The 25,110-nt window shown below is 45.2% G+C and carries 18 protein-coding genes; all 18 read right to left on the reverse strand.

Annotation, left to right across the window (positions count from 1 at the left end; genetic code table 11):
• Window positions 1–52: 52 nt before the first annotated feature.
• A complete protein-coding gene (gene rfbH, locus V1224_13205) occupies window positions 53–1,396 on the reverse strand; it encodes a lipopolysaccharide biosynthesis protein RfbH (GenBank protein WWR15416.1) in 1,344 nt (447 codons plus the stop codon).
• Window positions 1,397–1,415: 19 nt separating this feature from the next.
• Window positions 1,416–1,814 carry a hypothetical protein gene (locus V1224_13210; protein WWR15417.1) on the reverse strand — a complete coding sequence of 133 codons (399 nt, stop codon included), beginning with the start codon at window positions 1,812–1,814 and terminating at the stop codon, window positions 1,416–1,418.
• 1,491 nt (window positions 1,815–3,305) lie between these two features.
• Window positions 3,306–5,114 carry an ABC transporter ATP-binding protein gene (locus V1224_13215; protein ID WWR15418.1) on the reverse strand — a complete coding sequence of 603 codons (1,809 nt, stop codon included), beginning with the start codon at window positions 5,112–5,114 and terminating at the stop codon, window positions 3,306–3,308.
• Window positions 5,069–6,082, reverse strand: coding sequence for a glycosyltransferase (locus tag V1224_13220; protein ID WWR15419.1), 1,014 nt, complete (start codon window positions 6,080–6,082; stop codon window positions 5,069–5,071). The genes V1224_13215 and V1224_13220 overlap by 46 nt, the downstream gene beginning before the upstream one ends.
• Window positions 6,083–6,091: 9 nt before the next feature.
• A complete protein-coding gene (locus tag V1224_13225; GenBank protein WWR15420.1) occupies window positions 6,092–7,237 on the reverse strand; it encodes a hypothetical protein in 1,146 nt (381 codons plus the stop codon).
• 14 nt (window positions 7,238–7,251) lie between these two features.
• Complete coding sequence (locus V1224_13230; GenBank protein ID WWR15421.1) at window positions 7,252–7,974, reverse strand: polysaccharide deacetylase family protein; 723 nt, start codon at window positions 7,972–7,974, stop codon at window positions 7,252–7,254.
• Window positions 7,907–8,995, reverse strand: coding sequence for a glycosyltransferase family A protein (locus V1224_13235; protein WWR15422.1), 1,089 nt, complete (start codon window positions 8,993–8,995; stop codon window positions 7,907–7,909). The genes V1224_13230 and V1224_13235 overlap by 68 nt, the downstream gene beginning before the upstream one ends.
• A gap of 1 nt (window position 8,996) precedes the next feature.
• Window positions 8,997–10,070, reverse strand: coding sequence for an O-fucosyltransferase family protein (locus V1224_13240; GenBank protein WWR15423.1), 1,074 nt, complete (start codon window positions 10,068–10,070; stop codon window positions 8,997–8,999).
• 114 nt (window positions 10,071–10,184) lie between these two features.
• The gene (locus V1224_13245) at window positions 10,185–11,858 is read right to left on the reverse strand and encodes a hypothetical protein (GenBank protein WWR15424.1); all 1,674 of its coding nucleotides are present in this window, start codon (window positions 11,856–11,858) and stop codon (window positions 10,185–10,187) included.
• Window positions 11,859–11,919: 61 nt separating this feature from the next.
• Window positions 11,920–13,113 (reverse strand): glycosyltransferase, encoded by a 1,194-nt coding sequence (locus tag V1224_13250; protein WWR15425.1) that lies wholly within the window; start codon window positions 13,111–13,113, stop codon window positions 11,920–11,922.
• Window positions 13,106–14,377 (reverse strand): glycosyltransferase, encoded by a 1,272-nt coding sequence (locus tag V1224_13255; protein ID WWR15426.1) that lies wholly within the window; start codon window positions 14,375–14,377, stop codon window positions 13,106–13,108. Before V1224_13255 ends, V1224_13250 begins: the two co-directional genes overlap by 8 nt.
• Complete coding sequence (gene asnB / locus V1224_13260; protein WWR15427.1) at window positions 14,378–16,252, reverse strand: asparagine synthase (glutamine-hydrolyzing); 1,875 nt, start codon at window positions 16,250–16,252, stop codon at window positions 14,378–14,380.
• Window positions 16,253–16,262: 10 nt separating this feature from the next.
• Entirely contained in the window at window positions 16,263–17,216 is a 954-nt protein-coding gene (locus V1224_13265; protein WWR15428.1) for a glycosyltransferase family 2 protein, read from the reverse strand.
• A 69-nt stretch (window positions 17,217–17,285) separates the two neighbouring features.
• A complete protein-coding gene (locus V1224_13270; protein ID WWR15429.1) occupies window positions 17,286–19,136 on the reverse strand; it encodes a glycosyltransferase family 39 protein in 1,851 nt (616 codons plus the stop codon).
• Window positions 19,137–19,168: 32 nt separating this feature from the next.
• Complete coding sequence (locus tag V1224_13275; protein ID WWR15430.1) at window positions 19,169–21,076, reverse strand: hypothetical protein; 1,908 nt, start codon at window positions 21,074–21,076, stop codon at window positions 19,169–19,171.
• A 1-nt stretch (window position 21,077) separates the two neighbouring features.
• The gene (locus V1224_13280; GenBank protein ID WWR15431.1) at window positions 21,078–22,238 is read right to left on the reverse strand and encodes a glycosyltransferase family 4 protein; all 1,161 of its coding nucleotides are present in this window, start codon (window positions 22,236–22,238) and stop codon (window positions 21,078–21,080) included.
• Between the two features lie 24 nt (window positions 22,239–22,262).
• Window positions 22,263–23,237, reverse strand: a complete 975-nt coding sequence (locus V1224_13285) for a Gfo/Idh/MocA family oxidoreductase (protein ID WWR15432.1) — start codon at window positions 23,235–23,237, stop codon at window positions 22,263–22,265.
• Window positions 23,238–23,243: 6 nt separating this feature from the next.
• Window positions 23,244–25,109 carry a hypothetical protein gene (locus V1224_13290; GenBank protein WWR15433.1) on the reverse strand — a complete coding sequence of 622 codons (1,866 nt, stop codon included), beginning with the start codon at window positions 25,107–25,109 and terminating at the stop codon, window positions 23,244–23,246.
• Window position 25,110 lies beyond the last annotated feature (1 nt).

Consider the following 25,110-nt stretch of genomic DNA (forward strand, 5'->3'; position numbering starts at 1 on the left):
AGGCAGGATAAACAGACTGTGAACAGAATATTGTGGTCCCGATTTTGCCATATCACTCTACCGCCTGTGCTATCGTCTCACCCATATAGTCTATCATTTCATCTGTCATCCCGGGATATACGCCGACCCAAAAACTGTCTCTCATAATTCTGTCCGTGTTGGACAGATCTCCTACAATGCGGTATCCCGTGCCGGACGAACGCATCGCATCAAAACAGGGATGCTTTGTCAGATTACCGGCAAACAGCATTCTTGTCTGAACCCCCCGGCTTTCGATATATGGCACTGCCTGCGCTCTCTCTGTACCCTCCTGGCATGTCATCAGAAACCCGAACCAGCTGGGCGAAGAATCTTTCTGCGGCTCAGGCAAAATCAGCTTTTCCGCCGCACCGTTTGCCTGTAATACTGCTTTCAGTCTGTCAAAATTGTGCCGTCTGCGCACCACAAACGAGGGAAACTTTTTCAACTGAGCACAGCCGACAGCTGCCTGCATGTCCGTGGCCTTTAAATTATATCCGAAATGCGAATACACATATTTGTGGTCATAGCCCCGCGGCAGTTCCCCGTACTGTCCATCAAAGCGGTGACCGCACAGGTTGTCTCTGCCTGACGGACACGCACAATCCCGCCCCCAGTCACGCAGCGAACGCATAATTTTATGCAGCAACGGATTTGACGTATATACAGCGCCGCCCTCTCCCATCGTCATATGATGCGGTGGATAGAAGCTGGACGTTCCCAGGTCACCGATTGTACCTGTCAGCTTTGTCTCTCCGTTTATCACATACTCACTGCCAAGCGCATCACAGTTATCTTCCACAAGCCACAGCCCGTGGGCGTCGCAGAAATCTTTCACCGCTTTCAGGTCAAACGGATTGCCGAGCGTATGCGCAATCATAACCGCTTTGGTCCGCTCCGAGAGCGCCTGCTCTAACCGATTCACATCAATGTTATACTGTGGGATCGTCACATCCACAAATACCGGTACCGCTCCATATTGAATCATTGGCGATACGGTCGTAGGAAATCCCGCCGCCACCGTGATAACCTCATCGCCCCGTTTGATCTGCCGGTCTTTCAGAAGCGGCGATGTCAGCGTCATAAAGGCCAGAAGATTGGCCGAAGAACCGGAATTGACAAGAGAGCAGAATGGTACGCCAAGATAGGACGCAAATTCTTTCTCAAACTGGTCCGTATATCTGCCCGCCGTCAGCCAGAACTCCAGCGCCGCATCGACAAGGTTCGTCATTTCCTCACTGTCATAAACTCTCGACGCATAGGGAATCCGTTCTCCTGCCTGATAGGGCGCCTTCTCCTTCCGGTATGTGTCATAATATTCCTTTACGCTGGCAAGAATGCTTTCTTTCGCCTGCTGCTCTGTCATATGCTCAAACATAAACTATCCCTCACTTTCACTACCTCAACTGCATCGTATAATAATATACTTTACCGCCAAATGGTCCGCCGGCTTCCCGTCTCGTCTCATCGATATGATAATACTCATCCAGTTCAGAATATAATTCCACCTCATTGTCCTCAAAATGAGGCGTAAAGATCCAGACGGCATTCTCCTTCAGAAGGCCATTCTCATATAGTTCATCCTCAAACGCCTCCTGATAGACCGGATGAATCGGCACAGTGTGCTCATTTTCCCTGATCGTACGCTCCTGCTTTTCCGTGTCCCAGAAGTATTGAAGATGCAGCCCATCTATATCCACCGCATCAACCGTCACACCATACAGGCCCCATAGAACCAGATCTACATTGCCATCATAACCAATCTCTTTCAATAACTGATCATACGCCTTATCCAAATATGTGTACTGATAATTATATACCGTGGTTTCAGAATGCAACGAAGGAGTTTCCTTCCACTGCGCATTAATCATCGGAAATGAAGAACTGTTATTCGCTATTGGAAAAACAATTTTAGTAACCGGATCTATCGTTAGATAAGACTGTGCGAACATTAAGATAAATAGCAGGCTTAAGCCACCTTTGACAGAACGCCGAAATTCTTTTCTGGTTGTCCTAAATAATATCAGAATTCCAAACAATGCCAGACCAAACTCTAAACATAAATTATATCGGGGAATATTATATGTCACGTACAAAACACTAAATACAATAAATGCAAACAATGCGCCTGCAAAACAAACCAACTCTGTATACTTATGAAATAACACCAGGAACAGACTCCGTTTCCTCTCTATAACTAAGTATACAATAATAATCAGCATCCAGATCCAATAAAAGTTTAACAGAAAAAAAGTTTTTAATTTTTGTATGATATAACCTTCCTGAAAAGCAAATTGACTGAAGGGAACACCGTACCACTCCTGTCCGTAACCTACTCCCCATAAAGTGCGGCTGACAAACATAAGGTACATTAATATCAGTGCACCTGCTACACCGGCAAAAATCATCCCAAAAACAATTTTATTTTTCAACAATTCCTTAATTCTATCCAGTCCCCTTTTATCCGAACTGACAAATACGCATGTAATATAACCGAGACAATACCCCGCCACACAGACAATTCCCGTCTCTTTCGTCGTCATGAGAATCACCGCAAAAAAACATAATAAACAGTACTTTCTACGGATATGAAAATATAAAAGAAAAACCAAAAATAGAAGAATCCCATAATCAGGTACGACCTTATGAAACAACCCCAGATTCATTGGCTGACACCATATAATAAATGTTCCAAAAGCTGTCAATCGTCTGTCTATATCAGGCGCATAATATTTAACAATCTTATATGTCAAAAAGAATGCCACAACAGATAATAATAAATTTATAAAATAAATTCCAGTAAAGCCATCAGGACATATATAATAGCCGATGGCCAAAAACAAACTATAGCCATACGAAATATGGCCAGCTAATTTAAAGTCGTTTAAAAATGAGGAAAATGTAAAATGAAAGTTATCGCAGGCATTTTTAATCTGCGCATAGTAAATATCCGAGTCCCATCTCGGCAATATATTGAACTGTAAAAAACGCAATATAACAAACAAAAACAGAAAGAATAAAAAATAGTTATCATATCTCAAAATATTACAGCTATAATATCTAAAACTACGCCTGAGGTCTATTAACCATCCTGCAAGTAATGCAGTAAATATAATAAGCAGCATGCACAAAACTACAATGTAAAACCAGCCTGGTGTATTAACTGAACAGGGCACAGCTACAGACAACAGCATAAAACATGATACGATTCCTATTATAATAACAAGTTGACTCTTTAATTCTTTTACATTCATACTATCTCCCAGATTGATATTGAAAACACGATCTTAAGACACCCCGGCATTCTTCAACACCTTCTCCTTGTCCCGTCTGTACACTTTTCCATTTTTGATTTCATAGATAACATCACAATTTTTAATTGTTGTCAATCTATGTGCAACAATAATCATCGTAATTTGTCCCTGAAGTGATTCTATCGCATCCATTACTGCTGATTCCGTATCATTGTCTAGTGCAGCTGTCGCTTCATCCAGTATTAAAATTTCCGGTTTGTTATATAATGCTCTGGCAATCGCGATACGCTGCTTCTGCCCACCCGAAAATCTGATTCCCCTTTCACCAACAATCGTATCCAATTTGCCCGGCAAAGACTCTACAAAATCCTTTAACTGGGCTTTCCTCAATGCCTCCCATATATGACAATCATCATCTTCGCTCACCTTCAGGCCAAACGCTACATTGTTGCGAATTGTATCATCGAATAAGAAGACTGACTGCGGCACATAACCGATAATATTCGCCCACGTTTTTGGCATCGCATAAATGTCAAAACCATCCATTTCCACCGTTCCTTTCATTGGATGAAGAAGACCTAAAATTATATCTGCCAAAGTCGTTTTTCCCGCACCGGATGCTCCGATAAAAGCAACAGACTCTCCTTTGTTTATTTTCAGTTCAGCTCTATTTAAAACAAAGTCTTTTTGATTTCTATATTGCCAGAAAACATCTTTTAGCATCAGACAGTTTTTAAAGCCCAGCTTTTCCGGTTCCTGTATGATTCCACGCGAATGCGCATATCTTTCATTCTCCTTCTCATATTGTTTTGCCTCACACATCACCTTATACATATTAGATAATTTGGGACGTTGGTAAATTATTTCAGTCATACGATTGGCAATTTTTCCAATCGACGGCAATATCTTAAATGCTGCCATCGCAAAAGCTCCCAGTTTAGGAATAAACATCATCATATCTGCCTGAGTATTCAGCCTGATACATACGATACCGATTAAACCGCTTACACAGATGCCTTCCACAATTCTCTCCGGGGAGTTTCTAACTACATCATAAACTCTCTGAGTTTTTCTTACTGTTTCCGTAACCTCATCAAAATCATCCAGAAAATGATCTTTTCTCTGCATGACAAAAATTTCTTTTATCCCCATAACAGATTGATATACTACTTTATTTTTTTCTGTAATTGCCTCCAAATTCCTCCTTCCAGCCCGCTTCATAAACGGCTTAAAAATTCCCACAATTCCCAAAAACACAACCGTCATCAGAAACAATACTCCAAACGCAATCAGTGGATCTGTATAGATAATAAACAGACCGATCAAGACAACAGATAAACTTTCTGAAGCCATAACCATTAGATAGGAAAGAATACAATAGACTCCATTAATGTCATCATTACATGCTCTCATAATCTCAGCGCTGTTTATATCCAGAAAATAAGCATATGACCTGCTCATATATGCCTTTAAAAGTTTATTACACAATTCCTTCTGCACTCTTGTTCCATAGTTATACTGTACGAAGTAGGAAAAAATCATATAAATATTTTTGAGCAGATAAACGCCCATAAGCATGATGCCCATAGCAACCAACATATTCTGTGACGAATCAATCCTTAAAAATCTCATAATTTGGATTGCATATGGATTGTTCATAATGATTTCCGGCGATACAACCGCTTGGATAAACGGCAATACGGCTGTTACTCCGATCAATTCAAAGCCTGAACTGATAATAACAACGATCAGTACTGCAATTGCTCTTTTTTTCTGTTTGCCATCCAGTATAAAATTTAATTCCTTAAAAATCTCCAAAGCGGCTTTACAAGTTTTCGCCATAGGTAGAAATCCCTTCTTTTTATCTTGATATATAATAAGTACAAATTAAAATTAACATTGCAAAACAACCACATATCTGTACTGTGAAGATATTTTACTTTTGACAACGTTTTTCTCAGGTGTTCCACTTCTTTATACAGAGCATCCTTTTCCTCTTCAGTTGTCCTCAGATAATATATAATAAAATGCCGATAAAACAGGTAAATCTGTTTTTTTAGCTCTCCTTTCACTTTACTGTTCTTATTTTCCAGAAAATGCTCTACCGTAACCAGAAATCCTCTGGCAGATTTATATTCATTAGGGCTTGTCATTGTGGAACCTTCCCTGACGCGCCTGTAATACAGCGGAATTTCCAAATGTAACGCTCGTTTCGCTGTCATAAACACTTCTGTAAAAAAAGCATGATCTTCCCGTATGATCCCTTCGATAAAACGATATTGATGTTTCTCTATTTCAGTTCTTCTGATAAAGAGAAAAGGCATACCCGGCGTCATGGAATGATGGCGTCTCAAATAGGATAACATATCAATGCCCGATATTACATTGGAAACGGAAAAACATTCTTTTGGTGTCAGCAGATCCGCTTTGCCATCAACAAACTCATTGTAACCGAATCTCAGTACATCCAAATCATACTTCAAAGCCGTTTTATAGCATACCTCTAACGCATCGCTGCAGAGATAATCGTCACTGTCACAAAAATATACATATCTGCCCTTTGCCAGATCAAGCCCTCTATTTCTGGCAGAACTTTGTCCAAGATTTTCCTGATGAAGTATAGTGATTCGATCATCTTTGTCTTTATAGTTTTGCAAAATAGACAACGATTCATCTGTAGAACCATCGTCCACACAGATAATCTCTATCTCGCGAAGCGTTTGATGTATCAGTGAATCTAAACATGCCCTGAGATAACGCTCCACATTATATACCGGTACAATCACCGACACTTTACACACAAATCCCACCTGTTCCTCTCATCGCCCTACATACTTCTCCCAATATCTTTTTAACGCGTAAATCACTGCCTTTTGCGGATTTACTCCTGCAAAATCATACATGATACGTCCTCTGCTTTTATAAACTTTATTTTTTTCCTCATACATACGGTCATACAAAAAAATATCATCCCCATATATATCCTGTATAACATTCATATCATGGGGCCGCAAGTCCAGTGCATATTGTTTTATGATCTTATAATTCATCTTCCTTGTCGTTAAAATATATCTGTTATCTGTCAGGACACGTTTCTTTATCCCATACAGATCAACACATATATCTTCTGAGCCGACATAAGTTTTCAGAAACCCGGGTAAATCATCATTTTCAAAAAAAATATTGTAGTGGGAACCCTTCTCGAATGGCACGAACCGGTACTCTTCCGTTCCCATATTGACACCGGTTTGCGTATCGAGCAGCTTTCTTGATGTATGCACCCCAATCGCACCGACCGTAGTTGACAGCGCTCTATATGGAACTACATAATAAAGACCATTTTCTACCATGTATTTGATAAAATATTTTCCCCAGGACTTATTCCATCCGTAAATCTGTGACGGCATCCGCCCATCATCTGTAAATTCATCCGGACAGACATCATACCACTCCCGGAATCTCTTCCATTGTCTGTCATTCCACGATTCTCCCCATGTACAACTAAATTGTCCAAAATAAACATCACCATTTTTTTGAATTGGAGAAAACTTTTTCTGTGTGTAGCTGTTCCATTCATGGCTATACAATGAAATACCGGCTATCCTGTCATCGTCTTTGTAATATTGATGTGCAGCTTTCACATATTCATAATAACAGGGACCCACAAGAAGGTCATCTTCCAGTATGATCACCGCCCCATATTCCAGTGCAAGATCACCACACTCCAGTATATGCCTTTTAAGGCCAAGATTTTGTTCATGTGTCCTGACGATCTTTTCTCCATGCTCCCATTGAAACGCCTCCGCACAATCAATCACATCTCTATTCGACTCACAAAAATCAATACTGATGATCAACGGTATATTATTTTCTGTATAAATTCCGTTTTTGATCGACTTTAACAAACGTTTTAATGTGTTAATCCTTTTATAGGCCACTACAACGACCGCAATTTGGTTTTTCATGCCCCTTGGCTCCCTTAGCCGGTTTCTCTCAATATCGTTTTATAGTTTTTTTCATTCACATTGATTCTTGGTATACAATAAGGATCAGTGTCGGGTGTCACACAAGTCTGTAACGTGGAAAACGCATAACGATAGCTTTTTTGAGCCAATTTCATCTCGCGTTTTCCGATCTCACGTAATGAACCATATGGATATGCCATAATGTCAACAGGAACTTCAAACAGTGTTTCCAGAATTGTCTTTGCATGTCTCAGTTCATATTCGCTCTGCTCATCGCTGGCGCTTTTTAAAATACAATGTGAGACAGAATGCGCACCCAGATAAAAACCCGTATACTGCATCATTTCCCTTATCATATTTTCATTGAGATAATTTTCTTTTCCTAATAATGACGCAGCCGGAAAGACCGTAAAAGGGATTTTTTCTCTGCGTAAAAGTGGAAATACCCTGTCATACACACCTTGAAACGCATCATCAAAAGTCAGACAGACTCTTTTTCTGTCATCATTGTGCAATATATCATAAGGTGATACAAATAAAAATCCTGATTGTCGGATGATTGTTATAAGGTGATAAAATCCGTCCACAGAAATAGAATAAGCCGGATCATACCATTGTTCCCTTTCGTTCGAAACTTCATGAAACATCAGCACTAACCTGCCATCATACTTATGATACGCTCTTTTTTCCACTATCTTTTGCTTTATTTTCCAATAGTATTTCAGTGGTTTTTTCATAATTATATTTTCCTCTGCGTCGTAATCGTTTCCAAATCCCCAAACCATGCAGACCAACGTAACATTTGTGCCATACAAACAGGCAGAATAACCTTGCATCTATTTTCAATTTTCTCAATGGAACTTTATACCTGGAGCTTAAGACTTCTGAGCGGAAGCACAACTCCTTACTCTGACTGAAAATACGCTTTCTGTCTATTTGTACTCTCATAAATTCATTAATATAGGCCTCATATACATTAACAATAACATTCCTGAAAAAGTCTGTATTTCTGTCCCTGATGATATTTGATAGAAGATCATTTAACGCATATGCGCTGTATAAGTATCCTTCCTTGTATCCTTTCGTCACAGAATTGACGTTGTCCTGCATATACCGATAAAGAGATCTGCCAGTAACCGTGACAGTTTTTGCCGCCTGCAGATATTCCAGGCAAAACATAATGTCCTCAAAAATTCTCTGTTCCTCCCGAAACCTGATCTTATAATCCATTAAAATACATTTTCTGTATAATTTCGTACCAATATTATGCAGAATATGCGCATCGTATAATTGCCAGAAAGAAGTCTGCAGCAGTTCTTCTTTCGTCATCACACCAAGACAGACCGGAACATACATTACGGTTTTCTGGCTGAAAACAGTAGCATATCCACACAGACACAAATCCGCATCTTTCTGTTCTATTTCCTCCTGCAAGCAGGCGATCGCATCGTGCTCCAGACAATCATCCGCATCAAGAAAACAAATAAATTCTCCTTTTGCCTGTTCAATTCCCCGATTTCTTGTAAATCCAACACCTCTGTTATCATGATGCAGCACTTTGATCCGCCTGTCTTTTTCCTGCCACACCAAACATTTATCCATACTTCCGTCCGCCGATCCGTCGTCAATCAATAGAATTTCAAGGTTTTCATATGTCTGGTTGAGCAAAGATGCCAAACATCTGTCTAAAAATCGTTCTGCCTGATATACAGGAATGATTACAGTAACCAGCTCTTCCGTCATTGCCTTCTGTCCCATTCTACCTCACAAAATTATTTCCCGTATGATTGATCCCTCTGTCGAGAATCACCATATCTTCATACTGCCTGCCGTAGCTCTTTCTGGCGATCCGTGCGCAGTTGCTCACCTGTGAGATGCCTGCCACCAGACCGTCGCAGGCTGCCAGTGACAGCATATCCCGCAGCACTTCCAGCCCCAGCAGATATTTGTGATTTTTACGCTGTGAGTTACAAAATGCCACCGACACCTCGCCCTCCGTACGCATCACATCGCCATAATAGACAAGCCTGTCACCGAAAACTTTCGCGAAAGCCTTTATCGCTCCCACATCATCTGTCGCCAGAAAAACCTGCTCATATCTCCCGTTTTTCATCATGTTGTCCGCTGCCCGCAGAAACTCTTCCACAGGAACAAATGTCGGGTGGTTATTATAACCACCCTTAAAATCGCTGCCTCTGACATGTACGCCAATCGTTTTTCTGCCGCCCAGCAGCACGCTGATTTCCCGGCGCATATACGCATCTGTCCAGTCATTTAAACGAATATATTTTTTCATCACGCCAGCCAGTCTGTCGATAAACGGTTCGGATATAAGATAGCCGTCCTCACCTCCCCGAATCTCCCTGTCCAGGAAAAAATCGGTGACGTGGATCTCTTCCGACTGGAAGACATTATAGCTCGTCCACATCTCTTCCACTGAAACACCAGCAGGCTGCGAAAAATAGTATTCAAACGGATTGTACGTACCATGAATACTGTCTTGCTCCGCATAAGGAATCTCTCTCGACCACTCCACAACCGGGTAGAAACCGAACCGGTCCGCATACGCCAGATATTTCAGCAGCGTCCGAAACTGTGCAAAAAATCCGTGTCTGGCCCCACCAAAACTAATATGATAAATGCACTTATCCCTGTTATCATTTCCATAAGCATGACATTTTAACACAAGCCCGTCGCGCCCTGCGATCCTGTGCAGCTTTCCTTTGTCTTTGTAGCTGCGCAAGGCATACTGCAGCGCGTCAAGAAGCGGATGGTTGATCAAAAATTGATAAACTGCTGTCTTTTTTCTGGATAATCGTCCTTTTATACTCATACTATCGATCCCATTCTAAATAGAAATTTTTTCCAGCTTCATTTACTTTTTATTATACAGGAAACCTCCTGTACACACAAGAATGTTCTATTTTGTCTTTTCTCCTCCTACGCCTTACCGCTTCATCCGAAACCCTTCTCCAATCCCCTTTTCTATATTTCGCAGTTCGATCATATTTTCCGTAATTCTTTTTCCGTATGGCGTGCTCGGAAAGTGATAATAACCTACCTGATCTCCTTCCGCAGGATAATAAAACGTAACGCCTGACAGCTTACAACTTTTTACCTCATAATATGAATACGGCGCAGGTGTAATAACATAAATCTCTTCTGTCAAAATATATCTCATCATAATAAAAGAGACAAACAGTATCGTCAGAGAAGCAGTTCCCACGGTCACAATCTTCCATTTGCATTGGGCCAGTAGTTCTCCTGCCAAAGTAAACGGAACCAAGAGTAAAAAGACACCACCAAACCTGAGATCCGGCGCAGATACAAACCAGAGCAATACCAACATAGCCTCCACGAAATAAAGGTGCACGATTCCAATCTTCTCTTGCTGCACTCGTGATGACAGTCCAACATGTACACAACGAATCAACATCACTGCAAATGAAGGAAAAAAGAATATAAAGCAAATCTTATTGAAAATACCAAGCGTATCCCACCAAATCGGAAACCACTGTGCAAATGGATAAGCATATTGTTCCTGTCCTCTCAGTCCTCTCGCCCATCCGGTAATTTCAATCTTATCCGCAATTACTTCTTCTATCGGCATTTTCCAGTCTACGGAAAAAAGGTCAACTGCCGGGAATGGATAAAGCAGATAACCGGAGAGCAATACATTGCGAATTAAAAAGGGAACCGCGATTGCTAATCCTATAGCAAGCGATATGCAAAGCAACCGATACTCCTTCCTGCGAATCAGCATATACAATGGATACAGCGACAGTAAAACAATTACAGCCGCCGACAACTTCAATGTTACCGCGTAAACAGCGAAAAAACACAAAAATAAATACGGCCGCACATCTTCACAGCGTTCTTCTATCAGCACGAACCATTTGGTCATAACATAAATTGTCAGAGCGATGGCAAAAAAGTCGGTCCCTGGAGAATCGATTCTGTTTTTCATAGTAATTAAAAATATAAAAAACAGCAATCTCCCCATGTCTGAAAGAGAAACTGTTTTTTCCTTCCAAAGCTTGAAGGTACTCAAAACCCACAGAACCAACAAGAAAGCCAGATACGCATTCAGAGAATACAACTCCTGGCCAAACAAATAACCAAAACTAAATAACGACTGTAACACGAGAAATGCACTGTTAAATGCAAACCGGTGATGCAGGCAGCCAAGTCCCTTCACCGCACCGTATTCTTCCGTCCACCTTATCATCTGTGCATGATATAATCCGGTATCATACAAGCTGTCCCCTGATGCTCCGACAAGCAGCATGATAATAAGCACAACGGCCGCACCAAGCAGAAATTGCTTTTTTATCTTTATAAGCTCTTGAAAGATCTGCCTGTATTCCTTCCAATTACGCCAACTCATGAACAAACAGAACATAGTCAGCAGTAGAAACGCTTCTATGGCTACCCGATAAAACAGACTGAAAAATTCCGCGTATACAGTCAACATACAGATGCCCATCAGTAACGTTTCGTCAAGTGGACTTCTGACATTCCCGCGCTGTCTGCTCACTTTATGCCAGAATTGCACGGACACCGTACCCACACAAAAAGCAAACCAGGTGATCAGACACCATGCTATAAAAGTAATCAACATAAAAGCTCCAGTCCCTTTCCATACCTTGTGCAACTGTTCCGTTCGCACAAAACACACCGCTTCAGCCTATCGCGCTCTCCCATTTCCCGCCCATTCTCTCCAGCGAAAATTCTTCCAGCCTGTCATTATTATTGCGCGCGACCTTCCTGCAGTATTCCTCATCCGCGAGCATCGTCCGGATGCAGTCCGCCAGCACATACTCATTATCTGTCAGCGGTCCGTCCGCCACGGACAACCCTTCACAGACCGGAACCAACGCGCCGTAGTCCGTGTAGACTGCTTCTGTCACTGACTCTTCCGCTTCTCTCTCGTAGTGCAGGATTTCCCGGGCGCCGTAGGGAAAGTCAGAAGAGACGCAGGGCGTTCCACAGCAGATCGCTTCTTCCAGTGCATAGCCAAACCCTTCCCAGAGAGAAGGAAATACAAAGAGATCACTTCTGGCGATCACAGAAAAGGGATTGTTCTGAAACCCGCAGAAAATGACATGTTCACTGATCTGTAACTGCTCCGCCGTCTTTTTAAGCTGATCTCCCAGCGGCCCCTCACCAAGCAGGAGCAGACGACTGTCCGGAAAATACGTTACGACTTCCGAGAAGGCTCTGAGCAGATGCCACTGGCCCTTCTGTTCGCAAAAACGTCCCATCGTTGCGACTGCCTTCCCCTTTCCAAACCACGCCATCTGTGACTCCGACAAAGGTTCCGCAGCCTTTTCCCGGATCAGCTTTATGTCGCTGCCATTCCAGATGCTGACAATACGCTCCGGTGGAATGTGATAATCACGAATATATTCTCTTCTCACACCTTCACTGACGGCGACCAGCAGATCGGCCCGCTTATAATAATGTCTGGCAAAAAAGTTCAAAAACACTCTGAATTTACTGCTCTGCATATTGGCTGATTTATTGTGAAGCGTCAGGATGATCTTACTGCCCCTGTTTCCAGTCATCACATTTAAAATATGCGATACTTTTGAATGGCTGATATAGCAGTCGTACGCCTTTTTCTGCTTGAACTTACGCAGCAGCCGGTATTTGCAAAAATACGTGGCAAAGGCATTCCATTTTCCGGATGCTTCTTTCCGTCCGGGATTGAGACAGATGATCTCCCCGGAACAGGGATAGCTGATGTCGTCGTAGTCAACAAGCACATCCATGACATACTTCTCTTTTAACTGCAGCGTCAGATTGGAGACGACCCGCTCCGCGCCCCCACCCGCAAGCCGGGGGATGATCATCAATACTTTCCGTTTATTCATCTATGAGTTCCATCCATTTTCGGACCGACTGCCCGATCGAGAGCTGCCGCGCCCGTATATCACACTGTTTCTGATAATATTTCCAGGCATCTTTATCACGCAGCAGAAAGAGTATGGCCTCTGCCAGCACATCTTCCTCCGCCGTCAGTTCCTCCTGCGCACTTTTGGAACTGCCGTCACAGACCGGACAGAGAATGCCGTATTGCGCCTGCTCAAAATCTCCCAGCACTTTCCTCTCTATGTCCGTGCCGGGCGCCAGGATCTCTCTCGCCCCTGAATCACAGTCTGCGGAAACAACGGGTACGCCAATGCACAGACTCTCCGCCAGAGTATTGGGAAAGCCTTCAAACAGAGACGGCAATATAAAAAGATCACATCTTTTTAATATTTTATATGGATTGGCAGCGAAGCCGCACAGCACGACGGCGTCTTCCAGCTGCAGGCCGGCAATCAGCTCCCGCAGCTTTCCCTCCAGTTTCCCCGTTCCCAGGATCAAAAGTCTTGTTGCCGGACAGAGCCGATGAACCTTGGCAAATGCCCGGATCAAATGCCACTGCCCTTTCTGAATGTCCAGCCGGCCGACCGTAACCAGATGCCGGCATCCCTCCCGAAACCACGCTTTTTCCTGAGACAGCAACGGTTCCTCCGCCAACGCTCTCATCTGCTCCAAAAGATAACCATTATAGATCGTCACTGTCTTGTCCGCTCTTATATGAAAATTTCGCACCAGATCAAGCCGGGCGCTCTCTGCAACAGACACGACGGCATCTGCACGGCCAGCCAGCGCACGCGTCAGCCAGTATTCTATTTTACCTTTATAGCCTTCGGCAGCGATAATCTTTGACATGTGGACACGAATACTGACGATCGTTTTGCAATACCGGCTGCCGGTCAGCACATTGACCACATTGGCGCTCGTGAGCGCACTGATACAGGCGCTGTATCCGCCGCGGCGTTTCAGGTCTTTCAGCTTCCGCAGCCGCGTCCACAACACAATCAGCTGATACCACAGATTTGTCTTGTCTTTTTGCTGCTTCAGCCCCAGACTGATAATCCGTCCCCGGTGCGGGTAAGTCACATCACAGTCGTCATTTAACAGGAAATCGCACTCCCAGTCATCGGGAAAACCAAGGCTCATATTGGCAAACGCCCGCTGCGCGCCTCCCGTACCAAGCGTGGAGATCACAAACAATAGTTTCTTTCTCTGACCTGTATTATCACCATTTTCGCGAGCACTCTTTTTGGCTCTTCGTCTGCTTTCCATCTACGCCCCGCCCCACAAATCCTCGAGATACTTCTGATACCATCTCTGGAACACATAGAAAGACCAGAGCATTGAACTGTACACAATGCGGTCAGACTTCTCCTGCATACGGATCAGCCTTTCCACAGCCTCCGGTACAAAAATATCCTGTCTGCGCAGTATCTCTTTATCCGCATATTTCAGCAGTTCCGGTTTCAGCACCGTGCGCAGCCACCGCTTCAGCGGCACGCCAAATCCCTTTTTCGGTCTGTCCAGAAGTTGCTTCGGTACATACCGGTACGTCAACGCTTTGAGAATATGTTTTTTGTCCCCTTTAGCATATTTGTATTCATGTGGAATCGTAAAAGAATGTTCCACAATGCGATAATCCAAAAGCGGACAGCGTACTTCCAGAGAGTATTTCATCGACGCTCTGTCCGTCTTCGCCAGCACTTCATCCGGCAAATATGTCATCATATCGAGCATCATCCGCCGTTCCTGCCAGTCCTCGTAGTTCAGCCGCCGTTCCTGCTCAAATTTGACAGACGTCCCCCGGATACCGAGCAGCCGGTCTGCCTCCTCAACCATCACCTCGATAAACAGCTGGGTCTTATAATTGTCATCCCTGTTATTGACAAACGCCCGCAGCTCCGCCGGAAATGATTTTTTAAGCATTCCCATCCCGGGTATGCAGGACGCCGTCCGCCCCATCCAATCGGCCCTCTGAGCGATCCGCGTCCAGTCATACATTTTATACCCACAGTAGAGCTCATCACCGCCGTCTCCGGAGAGCGCCACCGTAATCTCCTCCGATGCCATTTTGGAGACAAGCATCGTCGGGAGCTGGGAGGAATCTGAAAACGGTTCATCGTAATAATAGGGAAGGTCTTTGAGCATCTCCAGGATTTCCGGTTCCCCGATATACAACTCTCTGTGCTGCGTGCCAATCTCTCCGGCGATCGCAGCCGCATATTGCGCCTCGTCTCTCTCCTTGTCATAAAAGCCGATCGAAAAGCTCTTTACCTGCTCCCCGCAAACATTCTGTGCGACGGCAGTCACAAGCGTGGAGTCAATGCCTCCGCTTAAAAATGTGCCGACAGGCACATCTGCCTCCAGCCTGCTGCGCACCGAATCATGGAGCAGGGCATCCAGCTGCTCCACCGCCGCATCCATACTGCCCGCCGGGTGAGCGTCCCCCCATGCCTTCTTTTCCACAATATCCCAGTATGTCTCTGTCGCTGTTTCTGTTTTTCCCGGCCTATAGACGACATACGTCCCCGGTATCACTTTATAAGTGTTTTGAAAAATACTGTAGGGCGCTTCGATATATTTGTTGCAGAGGAACTTTTCGATCATCGTTTTCTCGATCCGTCTTACAAAACGCGGAAACTTCATGATCGGTTTCAGCTCGGAGGCAAACACAAAGTCATTGCCATTGTGATAATAATAGAGCGGTTTTTTGCCCATACGGTCTCTCGCCAGGACAAGTCTGCCCTGCTCTCTGTCATACAGGGCAATGGCAAACATCCCATTGAACCGCTCAAAACAGTCACAGCCCCAGGTCTCATAGGCTGCCAGCATCACTTCCGTATCACAGGAAGAGCAAAACACATGTCCTGCCAGCTCCAGTTCTGTTCGCAGCTCCTGAAAATTATAGATTTCCCCATTATAGACAGTGATAACCTGTCCATGATGGGAAACCATCGGCTGATGCCCAAGCGGCGACAGATCAAAGATCGAAAGCCGCCTTTGGGCAAGTCCAACCGCTCCATAATCCGGGCTCTCCTGCCAGATGCCACAGTCGTTGGGTCCTCTATGGTACATCGTATCATTCATCTGGCGCAGTTGTTCGTCCGATATGCTGTTGTCCGAAATATAGCCACAGATTCCACACATAGCCGCTCCTTTATGCGCCCTCGTTCTCCCACGTCTCCGCAATGCTGTAGGAGGTGTCCACATGAACGCCATAATAGATCTTCATCAGGATCTCGCTCATCAGTCCGAAGACAAACATTAACACACCCATCAGAATGAAAAAGACAGTCAGGATGGGCGGAATGATGTTTCTCGACATTTTAAATCCCATGCAAAACAGCGCAACCGACCAGACGCCGCAGCCCATGCCAATCATTAAAAACAAAAGCCCGAGTCCGCCAAGCAAATGCAGCGGTCTGGTGGCATATTTATTCCAGAACCAGACGGAAATCATATCGAGAAATCCCTTGAATGTCCGCTTCCAGTTGTATTTTGTCCTTCCGGAAGTCCTCGGTCTGTGATGCACGACTACTTCTCCGATTGTATATCCTTTGATTTTCAATATCGCCGGAATAAAACGGTGCTGCTCTCCATATAGATTGACGTCCTGAAAACACTCCCGTCTGTATACTTTCAGTGAGCATCCACTGTCATGTATCCCGTCATGGACGAGAAAATACCGCAGCAGATTAGCGCCTCTCGATACAAAGCGCTTCATGAAAGTATCCTTTCGATCTTTTCGCCAGCCGGACACCACGTCCAGATCATTCTCTGTCAGATAACACAGCATACCCGGAATATCGGCCGGATCGTTCTGCCTGTCTCCGTCCATCGTCACGATATAATCATACTGCGCCGCCTTGATCCCGGCATCCATTGCCGCAGTTTGTCCGGAATTTCTCCGCAGACGGATATATTTTAATGGCTTCAGATCTTTACAGATTTTTTTCGTGCCATCCGAAGAACCGTCATCGATAAAAATTATCTCATAAATGTAATGATTGGCTTCACAGACTTCTTTAATCTCTCTGTGGAGCTCGGCTACATTTCCTTCTTCATTGTAGATCGGTACTATCACCGATATTGTGTACTTATTCTCTTTCATCCTTTTTCGCTTTCTGTTTTCTGGCTATATCGCTTCCATATCCGCTTTCTCCGGATGCCCCTCTGTCCTCTAAGAATCTGACGCCTTCACCGGCAACATACTTATGTCATATATCCTGATCTCCGGCCCCAGATTAGCACCCGCCCGGACCTTACTTATCTCCTGAAAGTTCCTGTAACAAGTCACAAACTCCGGGACCTGCCAACTTCCCAAGCCAATATCCGCATGAAACAGATCATGCACTTCCGCATCCAGCGATACAAGCAACTGCGCGTTTTCATCCAGCATAGCATGTCCATTACCCCAGTTGCGATAAGAACTTGTGACCGCGTACAGCACATCCGGTTCTGTCACATACACCTGTCCGTTTTCACTGATCAGATACTCATTCATTGTTTTGCTTTTCTGTCCTTCTCCTTCCTCCACGGCCCGTATCCCACCGGGCGAAAAAGGCGTATAATATTCATAAATACTGTTATTCTGCTTGATTCCCAGCTCCCACAACACCTGTTCGCCGATAATACGGGTGTCCTGGATGCTGTGCGTCGCCAGATACACATAACGCATACTGCCAACTGCGAAGGTAACAAGGACGATCGCAGCCATAGCTCCCCCCGCTATCGTTATGGCTCTCTTTCCGTCATAAAGAAGCAGACAAATGCCCAAAGACAATAGAATCAGCAGCGTATAGTAAGAGGCCATCCCCCACCGTTCAAAATTCCGGTTCATGACATTGCACATAATGAGCCAGTTCATCAGCCCCAGAAGTAATACCAGATATTTTCTCTCTCTGCGGCGAAAAACATAGAAAAGGCCAAGAATCACCAGCACAGCCGTGATGATACCGCCATAAGAGAAAAAGCAGTTAATATAGAAGACAGCCATATCGTCCGGCATATAAACGCTGCCCTCGCTGATAAAGATAAAAATGACTTCATCGATCGTATTACGAATGTCCCAAATGATATTGGGTGCGATTACAAAGATCCAGAAGAGCCAGCTTACGAATGCCAAAGTGCTCTCACGGAGCAGACGCTTCCAGTCAGTTTTGCAGCAGAAAATGATCACTGCTGCAATATACAGACAAATGATCCCTCCGTGCCATTTCTCCATCGTCACCATAGCCGCAAATAAAGTCATGGCACAGATGTCCCGCTTTCTCTGCTTCTCCAGATAATAAAAACTGCACAGCAGTACGAGAATGGAGAAGAACAATACATTGATGTCTCCCGTCACCTGCTTTGCATAATTGACGAAAGGTGGAAATACCGTAACAAACCCGGCGAAAACCAACCCCATACCCTTTCTGAAATAATTTCCGACACAGTAGGACAGCGGAATGATCATCGTACTGAGAAATGCCACACATCCTCTGAAAATAAAATAGCAGACAATGGTATTTCCCCGCAGTTTGACATCAAACAGCTTGGAATAAACCAACATACACAATGCCGCAAACTTGGATACAAACTGATTCGGATAACCGACGTAGATGTTATACGGATTCAGTTCCGCCGCCATCCCCAGCGCATATCGCACAAGTTTCTTTTCATCCGGCTGAAAGATATGATCGATCCCCCAGTCCAGACCGGAAAAGCGTAAATATGCGCCCGCCATTACAAACAGCGCCAGAACAAGCAATTCTTTTTTATTGATATGAAACCGCGCGCCGAATTCCATACAGGCCTGTTTGATCTGCAGGTTTTCCAGCCAGTTATACACATATCTTCGAAGCAAAAACATAACCGCCGTAACAATCACAAATACGATCGCCATATACACTCCAATATGGCTCTTTTCCCTCTCCACAAGAAATGTTTTGATTCCAGGCGCCGGTCCCATCACATACATGGCAGCCAACGACAGCAAAATATCCAACACCCAATATAACACATAAGTCGATTTTTTATTGCCTGACATCCGTTTTCCTCCACATTATTACCCGCGTTCTGTCATTCCGACAATGTAAAGCAGTCCTCAAAGCTCTCCGGGGCATCTCCGCTATGATAAATTGTATAACTGTCATCAAGGACACTCCTGACCGGCATCCCGTCATTTTCCAGAATGATCCGGTAATACTGCACGGGCCGTCCATTCGGCTCCAGAACGAGCTGTATATACCGCTGCTCTTTCTCTCCGCCGGGAAAATACTGGTTCACCTTAAGACACAGCAGCAGCAATTCTGACACACTGCCGTTTAACTCCAGCTCCAGTACGGTCTGATCAGTCTCTTCCGTCAGCCGGCTGATCCCTCCTAAATTATATCCAAACAATGTCGTATCACCAACTCCGCTCGGAATATAGCCCTCCGCCGAATAAGCCAGATGATACGCCCAGTTCCCTACATTCGTCTCATCCACACCGTCTCCGGTAATTTTCTGAAAAGCGTCCTCGTTGAGAAGCTGCCAAAAGCTGTTGCGGAAATGATACCATCTGCTGTCCTCACACGTAATGATCCCCTGCGGATACTCTCTCCCAATCTCACAAAGCTCTGCAAGATGATTGATTTCCTCTCCGGACACCTTGTTCGTCATCGGCTTCCATGTATATTGCGGTATCATGTCTTTCGCATAATAACCGCGCAGATTAATGCCCGTGATCAATACCGGCTCGCCGCCCGTATACTCTGCCACCGCCTTATACGCGTCGCTGAAACACTCTCTGTCCTCTCCCGTCTCAAACAATGCCGGCAGATTGGCTGACAGACAGAGAAAAAGCGTCAGATACAAAAACCCTTTATCTTTCCAGCCTTTTTCTTTAACCGCAAGGTAAAATCCGCCGGACACTGCAACAGCCGCCGGAGGATAGACTGCCAAAAGGTATCTGACATTATGTGCCCAATTTACAAACACCGTAAATACAACTATAATCGACAGTGCAACGGACAACTCATAGAGCAGTGCATACTTCTGTGTGCGCTCCCCTTCTCTTCTACAGAGATAATACACTACAAGGCCTGTACCGAGTATTGTCAACGGCACAAATGGAAAAACCTGTGCCGCTTCCCGCCAGTATTCCAGATTGCGCAGCCCCAGTGAACCAAATTTGCGAAGACGACTCGAAATCATTGTTAGTAAGCGAATATGGTCGTCAAGGTGAACGCCGGTCGCCAACAGGCAAAATCCGATCACTCCCCAGAACAGGCTACTGACCATAATAAACTTTTTTTCCCTTGTCCAGACTGCCCGGATCAGAATATATACACCGATACCGAGAACATAGAGTACAGCAAACGGTCGGATTCGATAGGCGAGATACAGAAGGAGCATAACGGCAAACACATACCGGTAATCAAAATCCAGCCATTTGCAGATCAGTTGCCCTGTTTTTGTCTTCAGTTCCTTTCTGAACTTACCATGCAATGCCCGATAAGAAAAATAATAAATCCAGACCATTGACAGCAAAAGCAGTGAGTATCCCCGCACAGAAGTAGACGCAGTCAGCAGCTCCTGATTTACGCAGAGCAAAAGTCCGGCCATGCAGGCCCATTCCGGACTTCCCGTCATTCTTCTCACCGTATAATAAAAAGAGGCGATCGCTGCGATGCCGATCACAGCAGCCAGACTTCTCAGCAAGAAAGCATCTGTGCCAGCCAGCCTGATCCACCATGACAGCATATAAAAATAAGGATTGAGCTTGACAGCTTTTCCATTCACTGTCTCCGTGTGAAAATCCCACTCCAGTTTCTTTCCTGTATGAACATATCCAAGTGTATCTTCCAGAGAATAAAATTCATCTCCGCTGTACTCTCCGCCCTGTATCAGTCTGTACAGGCAAAGCCCCCCAAATATCAGGCAAAGTACCACTGCTGCCAGAATATCTGTCCGATATTTGTTCCAACCTTCTCTCACTTTCTCCATCTCATTCTCCTGTCAGACGTGCAGCCTCTGCTCTGCATTTCATGATCGCCTCATAATAGCTGTCGAAACTGTAGTTCTCCTTTGTCAGCCGGAAGCTCTCACTCCCCATCCGCAGTAAACCTTCGCGGTCACGGACAAGCGTTTCCATCACATTTTTCAAATCCTTTTCATCACCATCGCGGAAAAGTCTGCCGTTTCTGCCATCCTCCACATAGCAGGCAGAACCGTTCGTATCGCTGCAGATTACCGGCAGCGAACAGCTCATTGCCTCAAGCTGGGCGATTGACGCTCTCTCTCTCGTACTCGGCAGAACAAACAGATCCGCGCTCCGGTATTCCTCATACATCTGTTCCCGATTAAAATTCCGATGCAGTGTGACAGCCTGATCCAATCCGCTCTCCGACACCTTCCGGCGCAGCCTTCCATAATAATCAATCTGGCTTTCATCCAGAGCCTCACCCACGATCGTCAGGTGCAGACTGTATTCTTTTGACAATCCTCCGAAAGCATCAAGCAACAGAAACAGATTTTTTCGCTCCTCATACCGTCCCACACATAATATCTGAATCCGACCGTCTGAAAAATGAGGCTTTTCCTCCGGCGCGACCCGCGGTTCCATCACAAAGGGAACGAAGACCGAATTCGGCGTCATTTCCTTACCAGGCGCTTTCTGCCCCATGACCGGCGTCATCCGTACCCTGGGCAACAACTTGAGAAACAGACGCCGCCCCAAGCCTCTGTCCCTGTCTCTCCGGTCCCAGAGGGGGCTTTGATTATACAGGATGCAGGGAATTTTTTTCCTCCGGCAAGCAAACCAAAAGGGAATATTATAGACGGAACGCTCTCTGACGATCACCAGCTCCGGCTGAAATTTCCGGATATATGTCTCAGCTTTCGTCACAGGCGGAAATCCTATCTTCGTCCGCAGGTCAAATTCCTTTTTCAGACTCTTCTGACCTCTGCACAATAGACAGGCATATCCTTTCATAAAACATTCAAAAATTCGGGAATATCCCAGGATAATCGGTTTCAGCACTGTATAGTCTTCCGGCGTTCCGGCGAACTGACTGATAAAAAGTACCTCATGTCCCCCTGCCTGCCAGCCTTTCATCACAGGAATCTGATTGGTATGGTATCTTGGAGCAACATATAATACCCGCATCTCATCCCCTCCGCTTCCTGACGCTTACCGCCTCTCTGCCTGAATCTCATCAACGAGCTTCATCTGACGCAACATAGCCGCAGCAGCCCGCTGTGCCTCCTGCGGATCTTTGATACAATCTGCAAACACTTCTATTAAATGGCAGAACTGGTCATCGGCTCCTGCCTGCAGCGTCTCATCGCCGTCTCCGGTCTTAACCATAATCGTAGTCTCCAGATCCGCAGGCGGTGTGAAAAACCGCGGCGCCAGTACATAACCTTTGCTGCCCCACACTTCCAGTTCACATTTGTAACAGTTGTCCATGCCAAACGATACCTGAGCTGTCAGACCATCAATGTTTTCCAGCGTGGCACTGCCAAACAAATCCACCTCATGACTGTTCGTAAAATTTAACTTCGAGGTTTTCACACAAATATCGTCTCCCAGGAAAAGCTGCGCCGCCTTTAACGTATAGCCGCCGCAGTCAAACAGGGCGCCGCCGCCAAGGGAAGCCTCATATCGGAAATCACGGCTGTCACGATGGGGAAATCCGAACGCCGCCCGGATCAGACGCAGTTCCCCCAGCTGTCCGCTCTCTATCACAGACCGTATCGCCGCAACCTGTCTGTGATAGCAGAACGCATAGTTCTCCGCAATGGCAGTTCCTGCCTCCCGGGCAAGTCTGACCAGCTCCTGCGCATGCTCCAAACTGATCGTCGCCGGTTTTTCCAGAAGCACATGTTTGCCACAGGCAATGGCCTGTTTCGCCCACTGATAATGGAGCGCGGGCGGCTGTGGAATATATACCGCATCGACGGCCGCGTCGCATAGCAATGCTTCATAGCCGATATAAACTTTTCCACCATAGGCGGCGGTAAACTTTTCCGCTTTTTCCTGTCTTGCTGCACTTGATACCGCTACGCCTGCCAGGGTAAACCTGTCCGATTTTTTCAGGGCAGGCAAAAACCGCCTCTCCGCAATGTCTGCCGCACCCAATATCCCGATCGTGATCTTTCTCATAATTCCTCACTTTAACTCATAAAAAACTGCCATCTTTTCCGCCTTATAGGCACCGATCTCCTCATAGTCCATCTCACTGCCCTGCACAAATTCCTCCACTGACAGATAACCGTTCTCTTCCAAAAAGCAGACCGTTCTCCCTGCTCTTACCCATTGCTCGACCTCATGCAGGGAACTGCCGCCTTTCAGATTGTCACCGTAAACAGAGGCACTCAACGCATCTACTTCTTTTCCCCAAAGATATGCTTCCGCTCCCTTTTCCACCAACACGGCCTGTGTAAATGCTGTACTTGTAATAAATATCGTCTCACCATTTTCTGCCAACATCTCTTCCAGACGATCTGCCTGCACCTTTCCGATCCATTCATTTCTTGCAAACTCTCCCATATTCGCCAGACATACGACAAGAAAGAGAACGGTAACCATCACTTTTGCCCTTTTATTTTTCAGCAAGGCCAGGCCAATTATCATGCCAAACCACAAACTGCCAAATCCGGGCACCAGATAACGGGGAATAAATACCGGACGTACGAGCAGTGAAGCTCCCAAGCCGATCAGCGCCGTAATGATCGGAACACCAATCCCCATTAATGCCAGCATTTCTCCTGTTCCGTCTGTCGACCTGAAACGCAGTGCAGACAAGAGCCGGCTCACAACCAGTATACACAAGACAAACAAAACACCATTGCCAAATGCAAAATAAACATAACCGGCAACTGTACCTGAGGTTATCTGCGGAATCCAGTAGTCTCCACCTACTGTCCGCAACTGCCTGATAAATATCAGCAGCCACGGCAGATACCCTGCCGCCACCGTCAGTCCGGAGAGAACTGTCCATACAACTTGTTTTGTCTGTCTTCCTGTCAGAAAATGGAGCAATAACATGAAATATAATGCCCCTGCCGCAACGAGTGCAAAATAATGCGTATATGCCGCCGCCAAGGCCATCGCCGTAAACAATATCCACGTTCTGATGTTGTCGGCCCTCATCAGTTCATCCGTACAGAAATATGCAATCGTTACAAATAGCAGCGCATAGCTGTACATTCTGATTTCCACGCCATAGACGATCATACGCGGCATGGCTACAATGCAGACCGCCCATAGCCCCATCACCTCAAGTCCCCATCTCCGACGTACTTTAGTGACACAAAAAATCAACAGCAAGCCATACGGAAGAAAAGAAATCATTTTCGCAAGATACACTGCCGGAGCAGCCGGCCATATCAACTGCACTGCCTCTACGCCGGATTTTAAAATGATGTAATAGAGCGGTGGATGGACATCTCTGGCCGTAAGTTCGATCATTTCAGCATAATCATGACGAATCATAGCAAGCGAAAACGCTTCATCAACCCACGTCTCTTTGCTGAAAATGCTGACAATCTGTAATAAAACACCGACTGCCGCAGTCAGCAGACAAAGCAGCCACAGCCTTTCAGAAAAGGTCTGCATCCATCGGTTCTTTTCGCCTGTTATCTCCATTCTATCAGACATCCATCTGCCGGCTGACATGAGAAATGGCAGCGAAAGTACTGCGCCAATGATCGTCAAACACAAGAACGCACGATCATGCTGTGCCCCCAGCAGCTTTTGCAGTATCTGCTGTCCTTTTTCCGAATCCCTCCATAAAAAATAGAAAGAAGCCCATAGTACAATGCTCACCACAATACCGGAAACGATCTGTCTATTCTGATAATTTTTCCAATCAAAACAATCTTTATCCGGCCACAGGTTCGCTGATAACATGGCATAAAATAAAAGAAGCAGTAATAATTGGAGGCCGATCCCGGTGATGCTCACATAGGTCCCCAAAAGAATAAAAGCAGTTCCTGAAACAATAAACAATATTTTCCGCAAACTTATTTTCAAC

Source organism: Lachnospiraceae bacterium JLR.KK008 (assembly GCA_037015955.1).
Lineage (GTDB): Bacteria > Bacillota > Clostridia > Lachnospirales > Lachnospiraceae > VSOB01.

Coding starts and splice junctions, on each gene's coding strand:
- rfbH (WWR15416.1), bottom strand. CDS start 1,396: ATGTTTGAGCATATGACAGAGCAGCAGGCGAAAGAAAGCATTCTTGCC.
- V1224_13215 (WWR15418.1), bottom strand. CDS start 5,114: ATGGCGAAAACTTGTAAAGCCGCTTTGGAGATTTTTAAGGAATTAAAT.
- V1224_13225 (WWR15420.1), bottom strand. CDS start 7,237: ATGAAAAACCAAATTGCGGTCGTTGTAGTGGCCTATAAAAGGATTAAC.
- V1224_13230 (WWR15421.1), bottom strand. CDS start 7,974: ATGAAAAAACCACTGAAATACTATTGGAAAATAAAGCAAAAGATAGTG.
- V1224_13235 (WWR15422.1), bottom strand. CDS start 8,995: ATGGGACAGAAGGCAATGACGGAAGAGCTGGTTACTGTAATCATTCCT.
- V1224_13240 (WWR15423.1), bottom strand. CDS start 10,070: ATGAGTATAAAAGGACGATTATCCAGAAAAAAGACAGCAGTTTATCAA.
- V1224_13245 (WWR15424.1), bottom strand. CDS start 11,858: ATGTTGATTACTTTTATAGCATGGTGTCTGATCACCTGGTTTGCTTTT.
- V1224_13250 (WWR15425.1), bottom strand. CDS start 13,113: ATGAATAAACGGAAAGTATTGATGATCATCCCCCGGCTTGCGGGTGGG.
- V1224_13255 (WWR15426.1), bottom strand. CDS start 14,377: ATGGAAAGCAGACGAAGAGCCAAAAAGAGTGCTCGCGAAAATGGTGAT.
- asnB (WWR15427.1), bottom strand. CDS start 16,252: ATGTGTGGAATCTGTGGCTATATTTCGGACAACAGCATATCGGACGAA.
- V1224_13265 (WWR15428.1), bottom strand. CDS start 17,216: ATGAAAGAGAATAAGTACACAATATCGGTGATAGTACCGATCTACAAT.
- V1224_13270 (WWR15429.1), bottom strand. CDS start 19,136: ATGTCAGGCAATAAAAAATCGACTTATGTGTTATATTGGGTGTTGGAT.
- V1224_13275 (WWR15430.1), bottom strand. CDS start 21,076: ATGGAGAAAGTGAGAGAAGGTTGGAACAAATATCGGACAGATATTCTG.
- V1224_13280 (WWR15431.1), bottom strand. CDS start 22,238: ATGCGGGTATTATATGTTGCTCCAAGATACCATACCAATCAGATTCCT.
- V1224_13285 (WWR15432.1), bottom strand. CDS start 23,237: ATGAGAAAGATCACGATCGGGATATTGGGTGCGGCAGACATTGCGGAG.